Annotated in this window: 23 protein-coding genes; 4 read left to right on the top strand and 19 right to left on the bottom strand. The window is 28.7% G+C overall.

The annotated features are described in order from the left end of the window. On the bottom strand, positions 1-1,178 hold a 1,178-nt coding region (gene purB, locus VJ881_09025), incomplete at its 3' end, for an adenylosuccinate lyase (GenBank protein HKL76194.1). 176 nt (positions 1,179-1,354) lie between these two features. On the opposite strand from purB, the gene VJ881_09020 reads away from it, so the two are divergent. From VJ881_09020 to VJ881_09005, 4 genes are read left to right on the top strand one after another with little or no spacing between them, the layout of a single operon-like run. Beyond that, positions 1,355-2,419 carry a DnaD domain protein gene (locus VJ881_09020; protein ID HKL76193.1) on the top strand — a complete coding sequence of 355 codons (1,065 nt, stop codon included), beginning with the start codon at positions 1,355-1,357 and terminating at the stop codon, positions 2,417-2,419. 18 nt (positions 2,420-2,437) lie between these two features. Beyond that, positions 2,438-3,820 (top strand): DnaB-like helicase C-terminal domain-containing protein, encoded by a 1,383-nt coding sequence (locus tag VJ881_09015; GenBank protein HKL76192.1) that lies wholly within the window; start codon positions 2,438-2,440, stop codon positions 3,818-3,820. Further along, on the top strand, positions 3,813-4,004 hold the full coding sequence (locus VJ881_09010) for a hypothetical protein (protein HKL76191.1): 192 nt from the start codon (positions 3,813-3,815) through the stop codon (positions 4,002-4,004). Before VJ881_09015 ends, VJ881_09010 begins: the two co-directional genes overlap by 8 nt. Beyond that, a complete protein-coding gene (locus tag VJ881_09005; protein HKL76190.1) occupies positions 4,004-5,233 on the top strand; it encodes an MFS transporter in 1,230 nt (409 codons plus the stop codon). Before VJ881_09010 ends, VJ881_09005 begins: the two co-directional genes overlap by 1 nt. Positions 5,234-5,244: 11 nt before the next feature. On the opposite strand, the gene VJ881_09000 is transcribed toward VJ881_09005, so the two are convergent. From VJ881_09000 to VJ881_08915, 18 genes are all read right to left on the bottom strand, one after another. Beyond that, positions 5,245-6,486: an FtsX-like permease family protein gene (locus VJ881_09000; GenBank protein HKL76189.1), complete on the bottom strand. Its 1,242-nt coding sequence runs from the start codon at positions 6,484-6,486 to the stop codon at positions 5,245-5,247. A gap of 43 nt (positions 6,487-6,529) precedes the next feature. Continuing rightward, positions 6,530-7,612: a hypothetical protein gene (locus VJ881_08995; protein ID HKL76188.1), complete on the bottom strand. Its 1,083-nt coding sequence runs from the start codon at positions 7,610-7,612 to the stop codon at positions 6,530-6,532. A 13-nt stretch (positions 7,613-7,625) separates the two neighbouring features. Further along, positions 7,626-8,402, bottom strand: a complete 777-nt coding sequence (locus VJ881_08990) for an outer membrane lipoprotein-sorting protein (GenBank protein ID HKL76187.1) — start codon at positions 8,400-8,402, stop codon at positions 7,626-7,628. A 14-nt stretch (positions 8,403-8,416) separates the two neighbouring features. Then, the gene (locus VJ881_08985; GenBank protein ID HKL76186.1) at positions 8,417-9,682 is read right to left on the bottom strand and encodes an FtsX-like permease family protein; all 1,266 of its coding nucleotides are present in this window, start codon (positions 9,680-9,682) and stop codon (positions 8,417-8,419) included. Between the two features lie 12 nt (positions 9,683-9,694). Next, entirely contained in the window at positions 9,695-10,933 is a 1,239-nt protein-coding gene (locus VJ881_08980; protein HKL76185.1) for an FtsX-like permease family protein, read from the bottom strand. Positions 10,934-10,938: 5 nt separating this feature from the next. Next, positions 10,939-11,625: an ABC transporter ATP-binding protein gene (locus tag VJ881_08975; protein HKL76184.1), complete on the bottom strand. Its 687-nt coding sequence runs from the start codon at positions 11,623-11,625 to the stop codon at positions 10,939-10,941. After that, positions 11,612-12,256, bottom strand: a complete 645-nt coding sequence (locus tag VJ881_08970; protein HKL76183.1) for a TetR/AcrR family transcriptional regulator — start codon at positions 12,254-12,256, stop codon at positions 11,612-11,614. The genes VJ881_08975 and VJ881_08970 overlap by 14 nt, the downstream gene beginning before the upstream one ends. Positions 12,257-12,455: 199 nt before the next feature. Further along, on the bottom strand, positions 12,456-12,908 hold the full coding sequence (gene rplI / locus VJ881_08965; protein ID HKL76182.1) for a 50S ribosomal protein L9: 453 nt from the start codon (positions 12,906-12,908) through the stop codon (positions 12,456-12,458). A 19-nt stretch (positions 12,909-12,927) separates the two neighbouring features. Then, positions 12,928-13,794, bottom strand: a complete 867-nt coding sequence (locus VJ881_08960; GenBank protein HKL76181.1) for a DUF2232 domain-containing protein — start codon at positions 13,792-13,794, stop codon at positions 12,928-12,930. Positions 13,795-13,862: 68 nt separating this feature from the next. Further along, the gene (rpsR, locus tag VJ881_08955; protein ID HKL76180.1) at positions 13,863-14,075 is read right to left on the bottom strand and encodes a 30S ribosomal protein S18; all 213 of its coding nucleotides are present in this window, start codon (positions 14,073-14,075) and stop codon (positions 13,863-13,865) included. A gap of 14 nt (positions 14,076-14,089) precedes the next feature. Beyond that, positions 14,090-14,563 (bottom strand): single-stranded DNA-binding protein, encoded by a 474-nt coding sequence (gene ssb, locus VJ881_08950; protein HKL76179.1) that lies wholly within the window; start codon positions 14,561-14,563, stop codon positions 14,090-14,092. Positions 14,564-14,579: 16 nt separating this feature from the next. Next, on the bottom strand, positions 14,580-14,867 hold the full coding sequence (rpsF, locus tag VJ881_08945) for a 30S ribosomal protein S6 (GenBank protein HKL76178.1): 288 nt from the start codon (positions 14,865-14,867) through the stop codon (positions 14,580-14,582). A 142-nt stretch (positions 14,868-15,009) separates the two neighbouring features. Further along, positions 15,010-15,198, bottom strand: a complete 189-nt coding sequence (locus VJ881_08940) for a DUF951 domain-containing protein (protein ID HKL76177.1) — start codon at positions 15,196-15,198, stop codon at positions 15,010-15,012. 28 nt (positions 15,199-15,226) lie between these two features. Then, positions 15,227-15,775 carry a tetratricopeptide repeat protein gene (locus VJ881_08935; GenBank protein ID HKL76176.1) on the bottom strand — a complete coding sequence of 183 codons (549 nt, stop codon included), beginning with the start codon at positions 15,773-15,775 and terminating at the stop codon, positions 15,227-15,229. Positions 15,776-15,809: 34 nt separating this feature from the next. Further along, positions 15,810-16,211, bottom strand: a complete 402-nt coding sequence (locus VJ881_08930) for a polymer-forming cytoskeletal protein (GenBank protein ID HKL76175.1) — start codon at positions 16,209-16,211, stop codon at positions 15,810-15,812. Between the two features lie 2 nt (positions 16,212-16,213). Further along, the gene (locus tag VJ881_08925; GenBank protein HKL76174.1) at positions 16,214-17,230 is read right to left on the bottom strand and encodes a peptidoglycan DD-metalloendopeptidase family protein; all 1,017 of its coding nucleotides are present in this window, start codon (positions 17,228-17,230) and stop codon (positions 16,214-16,216) included. 70 nt (positions 17,231-17,300) lie between these two features. After that, positions 17,301-17,981 (bottom strand): DUF554 domain-containing protein, encoded by a 681-nt coding sequence (locus VJ881_08920; GenBank protein ID HKL76173.1) that lies wholly within the window; start codon positions 17,979-17,981, stop codon positions 17,301-17,303. A gap of 32 nt (positions 17,982-18,013) precedes the next feature. Then, a partial coding sequence (locus VJ881_08915; GenBank protein HKL76172.1) for a TrkA C-terminal domain-containing protein occupies positions 18,014-18,283 on the bottom strand: 270 nt, incomplete at its 5' end.

Below are 18,283 nucleotides of genomic sequence, written 5' to 3'. Positions count from 1 at the left end.
ATTAATTTTTTATAATCTTCTTTGTTTTCCCAGGCTTTAAGTGCATTCCTCTGGGCCATCTCATAGGCATCTTCTCTTTCTAAACCTTTATCAACTAAAGCTAACATAACTCTCTGAGAGAAAATAAGTCCATGAGTTCTATCCATATTTTTTCTCATATTATCTTTATTTATTTTTAACTCTTCTAAAACTTCTTTGAATTTTTGCAAAGCATAATCAACCAGGATACTACTATCAGGAAGTATAACTCTTTCAACTGAAGAATGAGTAAGATCTCTTTCATGCCAGAGAGATATATTTTCTAAACCAGGAACAACATTTCCACGCACAACTCTGGCTAAACCTGTTATTCTCTCACAAACTATTGGGTTTTTCTTATGAGGCATAGCAGAAGAACCTTTTTGCCCTTTTCGAAAACCTTCTTCAACTTCTAAAATATCTGTTCTCTGTAAATTCCTGATTTCTGTTGCAAACTTTTCTAAAGAAGCTGCAATTAATGCTAAATGATTCAAAAAATCAGACTGTCTATCTCTTTGCATTATCTGATTACTTATTGGAGCAGGTTTAAGTCCTAATTTCTTACAAACTTCTTCTTCAATTTTAGGACTGACACTTGTATATGTCCCTACTGCTCCTGAAACCTGACCAACACTTACCAGATCAAGTATATTTTCCATTCTTTTTATATGTCTTTTTATTTCTTCATACCAGAGGGCCATTTTTAATCCCCAGGTTACTGGTTCAGCATGTACTCCATGAGTTCTTCCAATCATAATTGTTTTTTTATGTAAAATTGCTTTTTCTTTAAGTACTTTTTTCATTTTATTTAAATCTTTTAAAATTAATTCAACACTTTCTTTCATTTGTAGTGCACGAGCAGTATCTTTTATATCAGAAGATGTTAAACCCTGATGAACATATTTTGATTCATTACCCAGTTTTTCATTAATACTTTCAATAAAAGCTAACATATCATGTCGTGTTGTTTTTTCTATTTCTTTAATCCTTTCTAGATCAAGTTTAGAATTATTTTCAATTTTTTTAGCAGCTTTTTTAGGGATTTCTCCTAATTCAGCCTTAGCTTTGCAAACAGCTATTTCTATTTCAAGCCATTTCTTGTATTTATTTTCCTCACTCCAAATTTCTTCCATTTGTGGTAAAGAATATCTTCCTATCAAATAAATCTTCCTTTCTTTTTTAGATCTTATTTAATAAATAATTATCTCCTTAGTGCAATTATATCTAAAACTATAGTGATTAGTCAAGAAAGATAAATTTGAAAAGGATTTGACATTTTATTAGAGAAATAATATATTAAGGTGATGTATAAGAATAATAAAAAGGAGTATTTATAATGGGTAATATTAATTTTTTAGAACATCAAAAAGTTAAACTTGTGGCTCATGAAGAAAAACAAAGTCTTGAAATTGGTAGATCTGCAATAGATGCTGGTTTGTTAAAAAAATTTCCTGACTCTTCACTTGCTGTTTTTCTTTATCTTTTAACCCATTTAAAAAAAGATAATTATCTAAAATTAGATTTAAATAATATTACTTCAAGTTTAGCATGTAATTTATCTGAAATCAAAAAATCCCTTGATTACATGAATGACAATGATATAATCGATATAGAGAAAAAAAACAATAAAGAATTTGAAATCATAATAAACAAAGAAAATATTAATGAAAATAAAAAAGAGAAAAATATATTAATTAACAGAAAAACTTTCAATAATTTCCAGGATAAAAAGAAATATCGCAAAAATATAATTAAAAAGAAAGCTCCTTCAATTAACGAAATAAAAAAAGCTATAGTAAGTTTTTTAGCTGATGATATTGATTATCGTCAATTTAATAAAGAAATAGATAAATGGTTAAATGACTTTTCCAAAGAAATTCTACAGGAATTAATAAGACGAGTAAATAAATGGCTGGAAAAACAAAGAGGTCAGGAAAATCATAATAATGCTTTCTATTATTTAAGAGGGATTATAGATGATTGGTATAATAAAGAAATTTTTGATCTTGATAAATTAAAATATTTTGATAGATTATATAGAGAAACAAAAGACCTGGCAAGAGTATATGGTATTAAATGGAGAAATATTAACCCAACTCAATTGGAAACTTTTAAAAGCTGGTTAATAGATGATTTTGCCTTGAGTTCTTCTATGGTTCAGTATGCAATAAAAGAAGGAGTTAAAAGAAAAAGAGATGGTCAACCTTCTTTAAAATATATTGAAGATAATTTTATAAAGCCACTAAAAAATAATAAAATAAGATCTGTAAGAGAAGCAAGAAAATACTTTGCAAAAAAGAAAAATTATAATAGAAATCATGATTCAAATCAAAATAAAAAAAATAAAAATGATAAAGAGGATAATATAAAAAAATGGGATAAATTTTATTGGGATCTGTAGTAAAAGGAGGTTTCTTAAATGGCAGTTGAAGAAAAATATTTGAGTGATGAAAATGAAATAGCCAGAACAGAGTTTCAATTACTGGGTATACTACTTCAGTTCCCAAGCAAAATTGATGAAGTAGCAGATGTTCTTGAAGTAGAACACTTTCAAAATCCTCAGGCTTCACTCATTTATGAAATACTTTTAAATCAATTTCAAAGAGATAGTCAAATTTCAAAAACTAAATTATTTATTAAATTAAAAAAAGATGGAGTTATTAAAAAGCCAGAAAAAGTTATTGATAAATTAACTTCAGGCTTTAATACAGTCGAAGAACTCCAACCAACTATAGACCTTATCAAAGAAAGACATCAAAAAGATTTATTGTTAAGAGCTGCAAACAAAATCAAAAATTTAGCTGATAATGATGATCTTGATATTGGAGATTATCAGGCTCAGGCTCAGGAATTAATTTTTGAGGCAACTAATGAATCAACAGATATGGATAAACATATCTATTCAATGGAAGAAGCCCTAATAGATTCTTTTGAATCATACCTGGAAAGAAAAAATGGAGAAGCAGATGTAGGTCTTAGAAGTGGTTTTATTTCTCTCGATAATTTAATTGGCGGATTCAAAAAGGGTCACCTTTCTGTAATAGCAGCATCTACCAGTATGGGTAAAACTGCCTTTGCTATTAATATTGCTCAAAATGTCTTAAAAAGAGATGTACCAGTAGCAATGATAAGTCTTGAAATGGATGCAACTGAGGTAGTAGATAGAATGGTAATTTCTGAATCACAGGTTCATGCCTGGAAATATTCCCAGGGCCAAACAAATGAAAAAGAAGAAAATCGCATCTCTAAAGCACTTGATAATATGCATGAATACCCATTAATGATCTCTGATGAAAGAGGTTTGAATGTCGCTCAAATAAGAGCCCGGTTACGTAAATTTAGATCTCAATTAGATGATATTGGTTTAGTAGTTATTGATTATCTGCAAATGATTCAACTTCCTGATGATCAGATTCAAAACACTTCAAGAGCAATTGGTGAAATTGTTCTCCAATTAAGAAATTTAGCATCTGAATTAAATGTTCCTATTATTTTGATTTCACAGATAAGTAGAAGTTTTACAAGTAGATCTGACAAAAGACCGGTTTTATCTGACCTAAGAGATTCTGGTAATATTGAAGAAATTGCTGATGGGGTAATCTTTCTTTACCGGGAAGCACATACAAGTGCTGCCGCCCGTGAAAAAGCTATTGCAGAAGGTACAGAAGATGAAACAGATATAATTGTTGCCAAGCAAAGAACCGGCCAAACCGGCTCTATCAAACTTTCATTTGATGAAGAACATATTCGTTTTGTTGATCCTGAAAATGTATCAATAGAAGGGAGTATGCCTGATGCTTAATAAAGATAATATAGATCAAAAAATAACTTTAACTTTAACTAACAATTATTATGACCTTTATGAAAATGGCGAAATAACTAAAGAACAACTTGATAAAGTTTTAGAACTAATAGAAGATTATAAAAATTATGAACCAGAAAAATTTCAAAAAATGATCCAAAATATATTTGAGGAGACTAATTAATGGACACAGATAATCCAAACTATATTGTAGTTTTTGTACTAAATTCAATATTATTTTTCTTTTCCGGTATTGCCAAATTCATATATACCCCACTTTTATCACCTTTAAAAAACTCTCTAAGTATAAGTTCAACTCAGGCTGGCTCTCTAATAACCTTCGTCTATTTAGGTTATGCTTTTACCAGATTCCCTTCCGGAATTTTAACTGATATATATGGTTGTAAAAAAACAATAATTTATAGTAGTTTTTTAACAGGTTTAAGTCTATTATTATTAAGTTTTTCACCAAATTATTTAGTTCTTGCAATTTTATCATTTTTAATGGGAGGAGCAACAGGCCTTTATACTACAGCAGGCTATACTTTTTCAGTTTTGATAGGAAAAACAGGTAAAGAAACAACTTCCACTGCTCTTTTAGAACTTTTTGGAGGTACAGCCAGTTTTATAGCACCTTTAGCTGTAATTTTATTTCTAGAAAATCTAGGTTATTCCTGGAATAGTCTATTTTTGGCTGCTGGTATAGGAATTATAATTACCAGTTTTTTATTTGCCTATTTTATGAAAGGCAAAAAAATCAAAAAAACTATAAAAAGTGATCCAGAAAATCAAAATAGTTTTAAAGAAGAATTAACGGAAATATTTGAAGTTTTCAAACACCCTAATCTTAGAAAATTTATAATTTGGGCTACCTTAGTAGGAGGTTTTGGTTTTTTTGCTATAAAAGGTTTTGAATCTTTTATTCCTACTGCTTTAGCTGAAGCAAAAAATTATAGTTTTTCTAATGCCAATAAGCTTTTTACAATAATAGCTGTAAGTGGACTCATTACCAAAATGGGAGTTGCCTGGGCTGCTGATAAATTTGGAGTAAAAAGAATTTTTGCTACACTTACTGCTCTTAATCTCATCTTTTTTATTATTTTTACCCTACATATTAATCACTTTATGATTATTTTAACACTTATAGTTCTAGGAATTACTTTCAAAAGCCATAATACCTTAATCAATTCCTATGTAATGAAAAAATCCCCTGAAAAATATCAGGGGTCAGGTTTTGGTCTTTTTTCAACTCTTTATACAATCATCTATAGTCTGGGACCAATGGCAATTGGTTATTTCATAGATAAATATGGTCTTTTAGTAGGAATGAGATTTAGCTTAATTGGAGTTTTGATTTCACTACCATTAGTAATCTCATTTAAATATTTTATAGATGAAACACAACTTGGATAATTATAGACTTTTTATTGTTTATGGTGAATTGCTTTTGCTGCTTCTTTTTTAGCTGCCCACATTGCAGGAAAAATACTAACTATACTACTAATCAAAATCACAAATACAATAATAAAGAGAAAGGTCTCAGGATTCCATTCACCATAAACTTTTCCCATAATTGGCATCCCAAAATCACTAAAATCATAGTCGGTTCCCATTAATTTAAAAAAATCAATTCCATATTTTTGAAATAAACCAACTCCTATAAAACTAAATACAGATCCTATAAATGCTCCTAAAACTCCAATGCCAGTAGATTCATAAACAAATGTCAAAATAATTTCTCTTTCTTTCATACCAAGAGCTTTCATCATCCCTATTTCTTCGATTCTTTCTATTCCTGCTAATATAATGGAGTTTATAATACCTAAAACAGCAATAATTAAAATAATACCTAAAATAATTTCACTTTCTATTTCTTGAGCCTGACTTAATTTTATCATAGAAGAAGCAGAATCCTGCCAGGGAAAAGCTGTTATTTCACCATTTAATTCATTATTTAACAATTTAATTTCTTCTTCAACTTCCTTTTTTTCTGTTCTTATAGCATACTGACTAATTTTATTATCTACATTAAGAACTTTCTGAGCTATAGAAAGAGGAATAAATATTCTATTAGAATTGATATTAGGATTAGGGGTTTCTAAAAGCCCTGATATTTGTAAATCAATTGTATTAAATGTCTCATTTTTTGTTCTAAATACTAAAGTGAAATAATCACCATTTTTTAGCCCCATTAATTCTGCTAGATTTTTTCCTAAAACAGCTTTATATTCACCCTTAGCAAAATAATCACCTTTCACAAAATATTTATCTTTTTCAAATACCTCTTTTTCATTTTGAGGTATAACTCCTTCAACAGGAATTGGAATCTCATCCACACCATTATTTAATCTGGCCAGAAATTTTAATTGAGGAGAAATTCCCTTTATTCCTTCAGTTTCCTTTATTATTGCTGCTGTTTCTCCATCCTGGTTCATTAAATTTTCTAAAGGAAATTCATCTCTTTGCTCCCAATAATTTTCATTAGCAACCTGAATATGACCACTTTCAAAATCAATTATATTTGATAAAGCTTTATTTCTCATACCCAACATTAAAGAATCTAAAAATATATAAAATACTACTGCTAAAGCAATAATCCCTGCAGTTAATAATGTTCTTTTTTTATGTCTGGTTAGATTTTTGATTGCTAATCTTATTAAATACATAAAAACCCTCCATAACAAATAAATTTATCTATAGAATTAATTTTTAAAAAGAATAGCTTAAATTAAAATTTATGGATAGTGGTACATTTTCCTGATTGAAAAAATCTTTGTTTTTGCTGGTTGCTAAAATACTACTTATAGTTAAATCTATATTTCCAGGTAGTTGATTTTTATATTGAGGTGTTAAGGCAAAACTGCTGTCATTAATATTCCCTAATAAAAATAAATTTACACTTGAAAAATTATTAATTGAATAAGATATATTTCCTGCTAAAAGATTATATCTTTTTTCATCTAATTCTAAATTATCTGAGATGTCAGCCTGTAATAAAGTTGTTGCAAATTCTTTGAGTTTAATTGAGCTTAAATTAATAACTTCTCCCTGTAAATAAACTCGCTGATCATAATTAATTGTTTTACTATAATCAAGTCCCAATAAATATATATTTTCATCTTCAATGGTTTGCTTAGTCGATTTTTCATAACTAACTGCTGAATATAGACCCAGGGGTCCTAAGTCACCTTTTAAACTTAATCCTATTTTGTTTTTTCTATTAATATCCAGAGGATCATTTATATAATTTAATGATAGATCATAATTATTTATCATAGTTCTAGCCCTAATCCCAGTTTTAGTTTCAGTTTTCGTTTTAGTTGAAATTTGAGGATTAGCCACTAGTTCTATACCTGTTTTCCAGTTAACTGGTACATAAATTTTTGCAGCATCTATATATTTAGCTGATTGAGACTGATCCATAATCTCTGCTCCAAAATTAAAATCAACTGGATTAATTAATGATCCAAATGACCAGGAAACCGGCTGTCTTCCCAGACTAATATTAAAATTATTATATCCTCTTTTTATATATAATTTTTTAAAAGTAGTGTTTGTACCAAATTGATTATTCCTTAGCTCAAAATCTACTTTTACTTCAGCACTTTTTGTTTGAGGAATAAATAATTTAATTTTTAGATTCTCTGTTAAATAAAATTCACTTTGATTATTATTAAAAATAACACTTGAATCAACCCCTACTTCTCCACCTATTTCAACCTCAGCTGAAGCAGTTAAGGATAGTAAAATTATTAGTAAAAAACTGAAAATAATCAAAAGCTTTTTATTCATAATTACCTCCTTATTATTGTAAATTTTCTAATGTAAATATACTCTCATCTATCTCAGGATTAAACTCAATTTTTTCAACAATAAATTCAGTACTTGTATTTTCTCTTAGTTTATTTTCCATAATACTTATCACCGGGTAATATCTTCCTTCAAATTCATCAACTTCTTTTACTTCACTAACTTTTAAAAGCCTACCACTTTGTGCATATAATTCTTCTTTTAAAGCAATAAACCTTTCTTTGTCAATCCAAATTTTTCTCCTGTAATAAGAAACTTCCTTACCTTCAACAGCAGTAGCTTCTAATATATAACAGGTGCGGTTATTATATTCACCTTCTCCAATTAATTCAAAGTTGTAAAGCTCGGTCATTTTAGTTGATTCCATTATATCCTGATAGGAAAAATCACTGCCCATCATTCCTTGATTCATCATATGCCCGGAAATTTTTACTACATCTTCAGCATCTGGGAAAAACATCCAAAGATTATCTCCTTTTTTAAGATATTTTGTGCCTCTATCTCTAGAGTTTGTAAATTCAACAAAAGCATCTTCTCCCTTAGAAATTGACACCATTTCTTTAGTCATTTCACGTCCTGAATTAGTTATAATCATTTTTGCTTCTATTCTAGCAGATTCTATATATTCATTTTCATCTCTTTTATTAATGATTTCTTCAGCAGTTATAGCCATCATATTTTGACTTAAAAATATTAAACAGAAAATCATTATTAAAAAACTAGTAATTAATTTCATATTAAAATCTATCTTAGTTAATTTATTAGTATTCATAGTTTAACCTCCTCTTATTCTATATCACGCAAAGCATCTGTAGGTTCTAGATTTGCAGCTCTTCGTGCTGGTATAATACTAGCTAAACTTACAATTATGACTCCTAAGAAAAAGGCAAAAATCAAATTTGAAATAGAATGTTCAGGGTAAATTATAGTGCTCATTATTATTTCTTCACCCATTCCCTCAAATGCTTGAGTAAAGTCAAGACCAACAGTTGAAAGAACCTTAGTTATTATACCTCCAAAAACTGCACCAATAAAACTACCGATTATACCCATCACTGTTCCTTCAAAAATAAATAGCTTTAAAATCGAACTTTTTTTCAATCCTAGAGAACTCATCATTCCAATTTCTTGAGTTCTTTCTTTTACAATCATAATCAAAGTGTTGATTACTACAAAACTGGCCAGGCCAACAATGAAAATATATATTACATTATATATGTTTTTTGCTAAATCAAAAAAGGAAATTATGCCTCCACCTTCTCGCCAGTTAATTGCCTCATATTTATCAGCAACTCCTTTATTAGATAAAAGAGCATTGATTTTATTGCTTGTCTCTCCAGCCATATTTCGATCTTTTAATTCAAATAAAATTTCAGTAGTTTGACCATCAAGATATAATTGTCTTTGAGCAACACTTAATGGCAAATAAAACAATTTTTCATCAAGTAGTTTTAAATTACTATCAACTTTCCCTACAATTTTGAAAGTAGCACCTTTTAGAGAACTAAAAGCTGTATTATAAACAATAGTTACTTTATCACCAACTTCTTTATTTAAATCCTGAAGCAGACTATCTCCCATAACAACTTCCATTTTTCCTTTTTCAACCATTCTTCCCTCAGCAATATTTTCTCCCAAATTTGTAAAATCTAATTCTTTTTGTGAATCAACTCCCCAACCCATCATTTCAACCAATTCATCACCTGTACTAACTATAGCTCCAAATTTTAATCTGGGTATTACTCTTTCAACACCTTCTATATTATTAAATTCTTCAAACATTGTATCCAGACCTTCTTCTTCAGAAAACCCACTCACAGTATGATTTAATGATAGAAGTCTTTCTTTTTGTTCATATTCTTTATTAATAACTCTTACATGTCCGGATTGATAGTGAAAATAATCTGAATAAGTTGAATTAATCATCCCATTAATTAAGCCTCTGGCAAAAACTACAACTATAATGGCTACAATAATTGCTGATATTGAAACAATAGTACGTAATTTATGTCTGAATATATTTTTAAAAGCCAATTTAACTAAATAACCCATATGATCCCTCCTTTATCTGTGATGAATAGCATCCACAGGATTTTTATTAGCTGCCCAGTAAGCAGGAAAGATACTAGAAATCATAGAAACAATTACACTGAATATAAAAACAAAGAAAAAAGAAGTAATTTTCCATGCACCATAAATCTTATCAACAATTGGAATACCAAATTCATTAATATTGATATCATAAAGAGCAGCAAAATCTATACCATAATTATGCATAAAAAATATTACTGCTGCCCCAAAAACACAACCTAATATTCCTCCAATAATTGCTAATCCAGTTGATTCCAGAACAAAAGAAATAATAATTTCACTTCTTTTCATTCCCATAGCTTTCATCATTCCAATTTCTTCCATGCGTTCTAAAGCTGCTAAAATTACTGTATTAATAATTCCAATAGCAGCCAGCAAAAGAATAATCCCTAAAATCATTCGATTTGCCCCCTGTTTAGCAGTCATAACGGAAACTGCAGTTAAATCATTCCAGGGAACTACTTTTAAATTCTGATTTATATTTTTTAGATCATTTTCTAATTTTGCAGCTATTCTATCTATTTCAATATTATTTTTGGTTTTAATTAATAAATGACTAAATTCATTATTTAAATTAAGAGAATCTTGAGCAATATTTAAAGGTAAATAAAGATTGTTTTTATTAACCTCTGGATTTGGAGTTTTTAATAATCCACCGATTTCTAATTCTATAGTATTAAAAGTATCCTCTTTAGTCCTTACTAATAATGTTAAATAATCACCATATTCTAAATTCATTAAATCAGCTAATTCTTTACCTAAAACTGCATGTTTTTCACCATTTAGAAAAAATTCACCTTCAATTATTTTGCTTTTCAAATCTAAAGTTCTATTAATTTCATCCCCTCTAACACCTACTGCCTTAATTGGCAATTCATCAATTCCATTATTTAATCTTGCCTGAAAAATAAGTTTCCTACTATAACCTTCTATAATACTGTTGGAACTTAACTTATTCATAAACTCCTGATCTTCTTCAATTAAATTATTTAAAGGTAAGTTATCTTTATTTTCCCAGTATTCGTTTTTAACAACCTGCATCTCAGATGTAGAATAATTAATTATATTTTTATAAGAAGCTTCATTTAAACCTAATAAAATAGAATCAAAAGCTAAAAATATAACAACTGCAGCTGCAATTATTGAAGCAGTTATTAATGTTCTTTTACGATGGCGGGTAAGGTTTTTAAATGCTAATTTGAGCAAAAACATAACACTTACCTCCTTTCATCATCAGAAATAAGACCATCTTTAATTTCAATCAAACGTCTGGCATAATCCATAACTCTAGGATCATGAGTTGAAAATATAAAAGTTGTATTTAACTGTTCATTCATTTTTAACATAATTTCCATTACTTCTTTTCCGGTTTTTGAATCTAGATTTGCAGTTGGCTCATCAGCTAAAATCAATTTAGGTTCTTTTACTAAAGCTCTTGCTACAGCAACTCTTTGTTTTTGTCCACCAGAAAGTTCATTAGGTTTTCTTTTTTCAAGTCCTTCTAAACCAACATCAGCTAAGATTTTCATTACTTTATTTTTTATGTCTTTATCTGTTTCCCCATCTATTAACCTTAAAGCAAATTCAACATTTTCATAAGCTGTAAGTACAGGAATTAAATTATAACTTTGAAAAATAAAGCCAATATTATATCTCCTAATATCTGCTAATTCTTTTTTATTCAAATCTTTTAACTTGTTTTTATTAAAATATATTTCACCTGAAGTAGGTTTATCAAGACAACCTATCATATTTAAAAATGTAGTTTTCCCAGAACCTGAAGGTCCAAAAATAGTGGTGAATTCACCTTCTTCAATATCAATATTTATACCATTTAAGGCAGGCACCTCTATTTCTCCCTGTTGATAAATCTTTTTAACATCTTTTAAATTAAGTAGTGCCAATATTGTCCCCTCCTTTTTTATTCAATTCTAATCCATTCTTGATAATATATAATACCTCCTGTACTATTCTCATATCATCTAAACCAACCTCACTTTCTTTATATAATAATTCTCCAATAAAAATATTAATTTTAGTTAATAAATGGGCAGTAAGTTTTATATCAATTTGGGGATCAATTTCTCCATTATCAATTCCCTTATTAAGAATATTTTCATAAAAATAAATACTTTTGTTTTTATTTATATCCATAATTTCTTCAAATATTTCACTGTTTGAATCCGAAAACAATTTATTTCCAATCTTATTTAAACGGGGATGATCTTTAGCAAAATTTATACCTTCTTTATATAGTTCTTCTAAAAAATCAAAAAAATCCATTTCTGCCTGCTTTTTTATTACATCTTTCAAATATTTTAATTTCTTTTCTCCCATAATATCAATTATATATTTAAAAATTTCTTTTTTATCTTCAAAATATTGATAAAAACTACCTTTTGCTATACCAGCTTTTTTTACTATATTGCTAACTCTTGCCTGATGATAGGAATGATCAGCAAATTCATCTAGAGCTGCATCAATTATTCTTTCTTTTTTTGGCTGAGGAAGATTAAAAAAAGTAGATGTTGGCAAATTGTTCACCTCCAAAATATTATTTCCCGGGAAATAATATATATTTACCATATGACTTTTTAGTCATATGACGATTTAGTCATATTATACTACAACATTTTTATTCTGTCAATAAAAAAATCCTTGACCTAACATATGATTGTTAGATCAAGGATTAAAATCCATTTTTATATTTTACATTTTTATATTTTATTCTTTATTATTTTTCATCAGCTTCTACTACTTCAACTTTTATATCAGCATAAACATCTTTATAAATTTTTACTGGTATTTTATGAACTCCTAATTCCTTGATATTATCATCTAAATCAATTTCTTTTCTATCGATATCATAACCAGCATCATTTACCTTTTCACCGATATCTTTACTTGTAACAGAACCAAACAACTTTCCATTTTCACCAGCTTTTACAGGAAAAATGAACTTTTCCTGTTCTAATTTTTCTGCCATTTCTTTAGCATCAGCTATTTTTTCCTTTTCTTTACGTTTTTTCTTTTTCTTTCTGTGCTTTATTTGTTTTTTCTTGCCTTCAGTCGCTTCAACTGCCAATCTTTTTGGAAAAAGATAATTTCTAGCATAACCACCAGCTACATCAACAACTTCACCTTCAGAACCAAGATTTTCTACATCTTCAATTAAAATTACTTCCATTTAAAATTATCCCCCTTGATTAATTTATTTTTATTTTTCTAAAATCAAACCACATATCTACTAATCCTATGAGTATTAAAGCAAAGGGAAGTAAAGGTATTAAGAAAACCACGAATACATATAAAATGTTCAAAAACATATTTCCCTTTTTATTTACATAATATAAACCTACACTAAACCCCTGAATAAAAGCAAAAAATGAAAAAATTATATTTAAATTTAATAAAAATATATTTTGAGAAAACATTAAAGTTATTAATATTCCCAGTGATATAATCCACTTAGGAAAGTTCCATAATTTTATATCTTTAAATGTTTTCTTTTCAATACCTATTCTATTTATATACCACATTGTAATATAATAATTTACTACCCCTACCAAAACCGAAGAAACAAATAATATTGCTGGGATTATTGATTTTATTACACTTTTTATTTGAGTTAAAATTAATTCATCAATTTGCGGTGTCCCCATTACCGCTGTCATAGATTCATTAACTATTTGATTTATATCAAAACCTAAAAATTGTATTGAAATAGTTAAAATAAGGCTTTGAGATACAAAAACAGTTATTACCGTAAAAATAAGAACTTTAACAGGAGAAAGATCTTCATTAATTGATGAACCAAGCACAAAACCAATAAATCCAAATCCAACAATTGCCAATAGGCCCATTAATGGTGAAAAGAAGATGCCATTTATCAAGGCAGCTATTGCTATAACTATAGCTGCTTCTTTTGAACTATGTTTTATTACAGTCAATACTATAGGTATTGGCCAGACGATCAGTACAAAGAGGCTTAGAAATGGAATATATATATTTAATATTGTCAGTAAAACCACAGCTGAAACTGCTTTTATAATATCAATCACTTTTTCATTCATTTCAATTATTAACACCTCTCATAAAATGTAAATTAAAGGAGGCTAATTAGCCTCCTTTAATAAAAATCTTAATCTTTTACATATGGTAGTAAAGCAATAGAACGAGCTCTTTTAATTGCAGTAGTAATTGCTCTTTGGTGTTTAGCACAATTCCCTGTAATTCTACGTGGTACAATCTTTCCTCTATCTGTAATATATCTTTGTAATGTATTTATATCTTTATAATCAATTTCTTTATCATTACCACAAAAATAACATGATTTACTTCTACCTCTTGCCATAAATATCCCTCCTTTTAAAACGGTACATCAAAGTCTTCGTCTTCCTCAAAATTATTCTGGCTATTATTTTGAGTTTGATAATTATTTTGAGATTTTCTGTTTTTTGGAGCAGAATTATTTTGACTCATATTATTATTTTTTCTGCTGCCACCAGAATTATCTCCTGGCCAATCCAAGAATTGAACATTATCAGCCACTACTTCAGGATTTATATATGTTCTGTTTTCATTTTGCGATTTACGGATTTGTAATCTTCCTTCAACTGCAACCATCCGTCCTTTGCCTAAATGTTCAGCACAGGTTTCAGCCAATCCTCTCCAGGTAACAATTTTTATAAAATCTACATCTCTTTCACCCTGTTTGTTTTTATAATTTCTTTCTACAGCCAAAGTGAAATTGCTTACAGGGGTTCCATTACTGGTATATCTCAATTCCGGATCCCTGACAAGACGTCCGATAAGAGTAATTCTATTTAACAAGAAGAACACCACCCCTGATTTTAGTCTAGTTTTCTTTTTTTACTACAAGATGACGAATAACACTGTCCATTATTTTATAATTTCTTTTCAGTTCATCAATAACACTACCATCTGATTTAAAAGTCAAAACTGTATAATGACCTGATCTATAATCATTAATCTCATAAGCAAGAGATTTTTTACCCCAAATCTCTTCTTCAATGATCTCACTTTCACTATTAGTAATTACATCTTTAATTCTGCTGATGCTTTTTTCAATATCATCCTCTTCTAAATCAGGTCTCAATACAAAGATAGTTTCATATTTACGCATAAATTTCACCTCCATTTGGTCTAAACGCCCCTTTTTTAATTAAGGGAATGGTTTTTATATTATTTAAAATTAAAATAGATGGCTATAACCATCATTTTTTATTATAGCACTCTCTATAATAGATTGCAAGATATCAAGAAATTTAATTCTCATTAATTTTTTCTTTTACAGCTTTTTCGAAATCTTTTCTGGACATAGAAACAACTCTACCACAAGTTCTACATTCTAATTTAAAATCCATTCCTACCCTAATTATTTCCCAGGTATCGCCTCCGCAGGGATGTTTTTTCTTAAATTTAACTTTTTCACCTTTGTTATATTTATTAGGCATTTTTGCGGTTCCTCCTCAACTTAATCAATTAACTTAACCATAGATAAATAAGAATGGAAAAAAGAATTGCAAGTCCTAAGGGAACAAGGCAACCTTTTCTTTTGTAAAAAGGTTCATCACTTATTTTTACTGAATATGAACCTAATTTTTTAGCTTTTTTTAAATGTTTTACAGATTCAGAAAAATTGCCCTTTTCTCTCAAAACAACTCCCAAATTATTATGAGCAGGACCATATTCATCATTTATCTCCAGAGCTTTCCTGTATAATTCTTCAGCTTTTTCCAGATTACCTCTTTTTTTAGCCAAACTACCAAAATTAGTTATAATTGGTGCAAATTCATCATCATATTTTTGCCCTTTTTTTAGCATTTCATCTGCTTTTTCTAGATTTTTTTTATAAAGAAAAATTACTCCTAATTTATTATAGGCAGGAGCAAAATCTTCTTTTTCATTTACTAATTTTTCTAAACTTTCTTGAGCTTTTTCAAATTTACCAAATTCTAAATCAGAAACAGCTTCTTCATATCTCTCTTTTAATTCCTCAGATACTTCATTTAAATGATCTTCTTCTCTCAATTATATCACCCTACCTATTTATATCATTAAAAAATTAACTATTTTTATTTTCTTTTTGTTTTTTTGACTTATTTTTCTTAGAATTAGTTAATATTTTACTATTTCCCTCAAATTTGGCCCCTTCTTCAATTTTAATCGTTTTCATTTGAATATCTCCATCTACTCTTCCTGTAGGTAAAATTTCTAATTTATTTTCAGCAATAATATTTCCTTCTATTTTACCGGCAATTATTACATTTCTCCCTTTTACTTTTGACTTTATATTTGCATCCTCCCCAACAAATAAATCACCTTTAACTTCAATTTCTCCAACTACTGTTCCTTCAACTCGCAAAGAACCTTTAGAATTTATATTTCCATCTATTTTTGTGCCTGTTCCTAAAATAGTCTCTACTTTATCTTTGTCTAATCCTTTATTATCGCTTTTTCCAAACATATTTACCTCCCTATAAATTCTCTTGGGTTTTTAGGAGAATCATTAACCCGAATTTCATAATGAAGATGAGGGCCTGTACTTCGTCCTGAATTGCCAGTAAGAGCTATTGTCTGTCCCCTTTTAACATTTTCACCTTCTTTTACTTCTATATGGTTTAGATGGCCATAAATGGTTTTATAACCAAAACCATGATCAATTTTTACTACCCAGCCAAAACCATTTTCCCAACCTGTATAACTTACTGTACCATAAGCAGTTGCCATAACAGGTGTATTATACCAAACAGCAATATCCAAACCTTCATGAAATTCTCTCTCAGATGTAGTAGGATCATTCCTCCAACCAAAATTAGAAGAAATATATCCTTCCTTATTATCCTTAACTGGCCAAATTGTTGGAGTTGCTGCTAATTTTTCATTATGTTTTTTTACATTTTCCTCAAGAGTTTCTAATTCTTCTTTTTGTTCAGGGATTTCTCTTCTAATCATATTAATATTTTTTTGCATATTTTTAATCATTTCATTTGTATCCTGATATAGTAATCGAAAATCTCCTCCGCCTCGAGGTATACCCTGTTCTAAAATTTGATAATTATATGAAACTGCTGTTCTCAGTTCTATATTTTCTATTTTTTTATTTTCTTTGTTTTTAGATCCGTTATCATCATTAGCTATCATTGAATTTATATCATTATTATATTCTTTTAATTCATTTAAACTTTGTTTTAACTTTTCAGTTTCTCTACTTAAAGTTAATAATTCTTTTTCTAATTCTTTTTTTTCTTTATAAACTCCTTCTAATTCCTCTAATTTGTTTTTAGCTAATTGATATTTACTGTGATAACTATTAAATAAAAATCCTAAACTAAAAATTGTAATAACTACTAAAACTACTGAAATGATTGGATATATTTTTCTTAATTTAAAATTTTTCACACTTTTTCCTGGAGATTTAGGACTTATATGTATATTCACTTTTTCGAGCAAAAATCCCAGAATATTTCTTATAAAACCAATCATATTTTACCCCTTTCTCCTCTACTCCTTATTTGTAGGGCTATTCCCCATATTTAAGGTTTTGTTTTTTCTTTTAAAAAATACCAAAAAGAATAATTGCAACTAATAATGATGGTAATAAATTTCCCACTTTTATTTTCGCTACTTTTATTATATTTAATCCAATCGCAAAAATCAACAATCCTCCGGTAGCTGTCATTCCCATTATCATTGAATCATTGAGAATTTGTTGGGCATAAGAAGCTAAAAGAGTTATAGAACCCTGATAAATAAAAACTGGGATAGCAGAAAAAACCACCCCTATTCCATATGTAGCTGCAAAAGCTATTGAAGAAGTTCCATCTAAAAGAGATTTAGTATAAAGAAGGGATGGATCACTATTTAATCCATCTTGAATTGCTCCCATAATAGCCATTGCTCCAACACAATAAATAAGGCTTGTCTGGACAAAACCCTGGACAAAAAATTCATCATCCCCAACTTTTTCCCGTAACCAATCTCCTACATTATTTAATTTTTTTTCTATATTAATTACCTCACCAATAATTCCACCTATAACCAGGCTGAAAATTATCAATATAGTGCCATTGTTTTTATCAAGACTAAAGGCCATTTTTAATCCAATTAACATTACAGCCAGACTTATTCCCTGCATAACAGTTTCCTGTATCCTTGAAGAAAATTTTCCCTTCAAAAAATTTCCTAAAAATCCTCCTGCTATAATCGCTGCTGTGTTTACTATTGTTCCAATCATAGATACCTGCCTTCCTCACTACTTTATTCTTACTAATTTGCTTTTTCTTTCTTTTGACTGGGACTAAACATATCTACTAATTCTTCTTCAAATTCTGGTTTTGTTAAAGTTACAATTAAATCTCCAGATAATATTTTTGTATTCCCTCTAGGTACAATTGGTTTATCACCTCTTAAAATAGTCACCAGGACTGATTCTAAAGGTAAATTAATTTCATTAAGTTTTTTGTTGATAACAGGAGAATTATCATTTACAATTAATCTTATCATTTTTAATTCATCCTGATCTTTTGCTAAAATCCC

The organism is Halanaerobiales bacterium (assembly GCA_035270125.1).
GTDB lineage: Bacteria > Bacillota > Halanaerobiia > Halanaerobiales > DATFIM01 > DATFIM01.
Note: the sequence above shows the minus strand (reverse complement) of the source record. Positions and strands in the feature narration are given on the sequence as shown.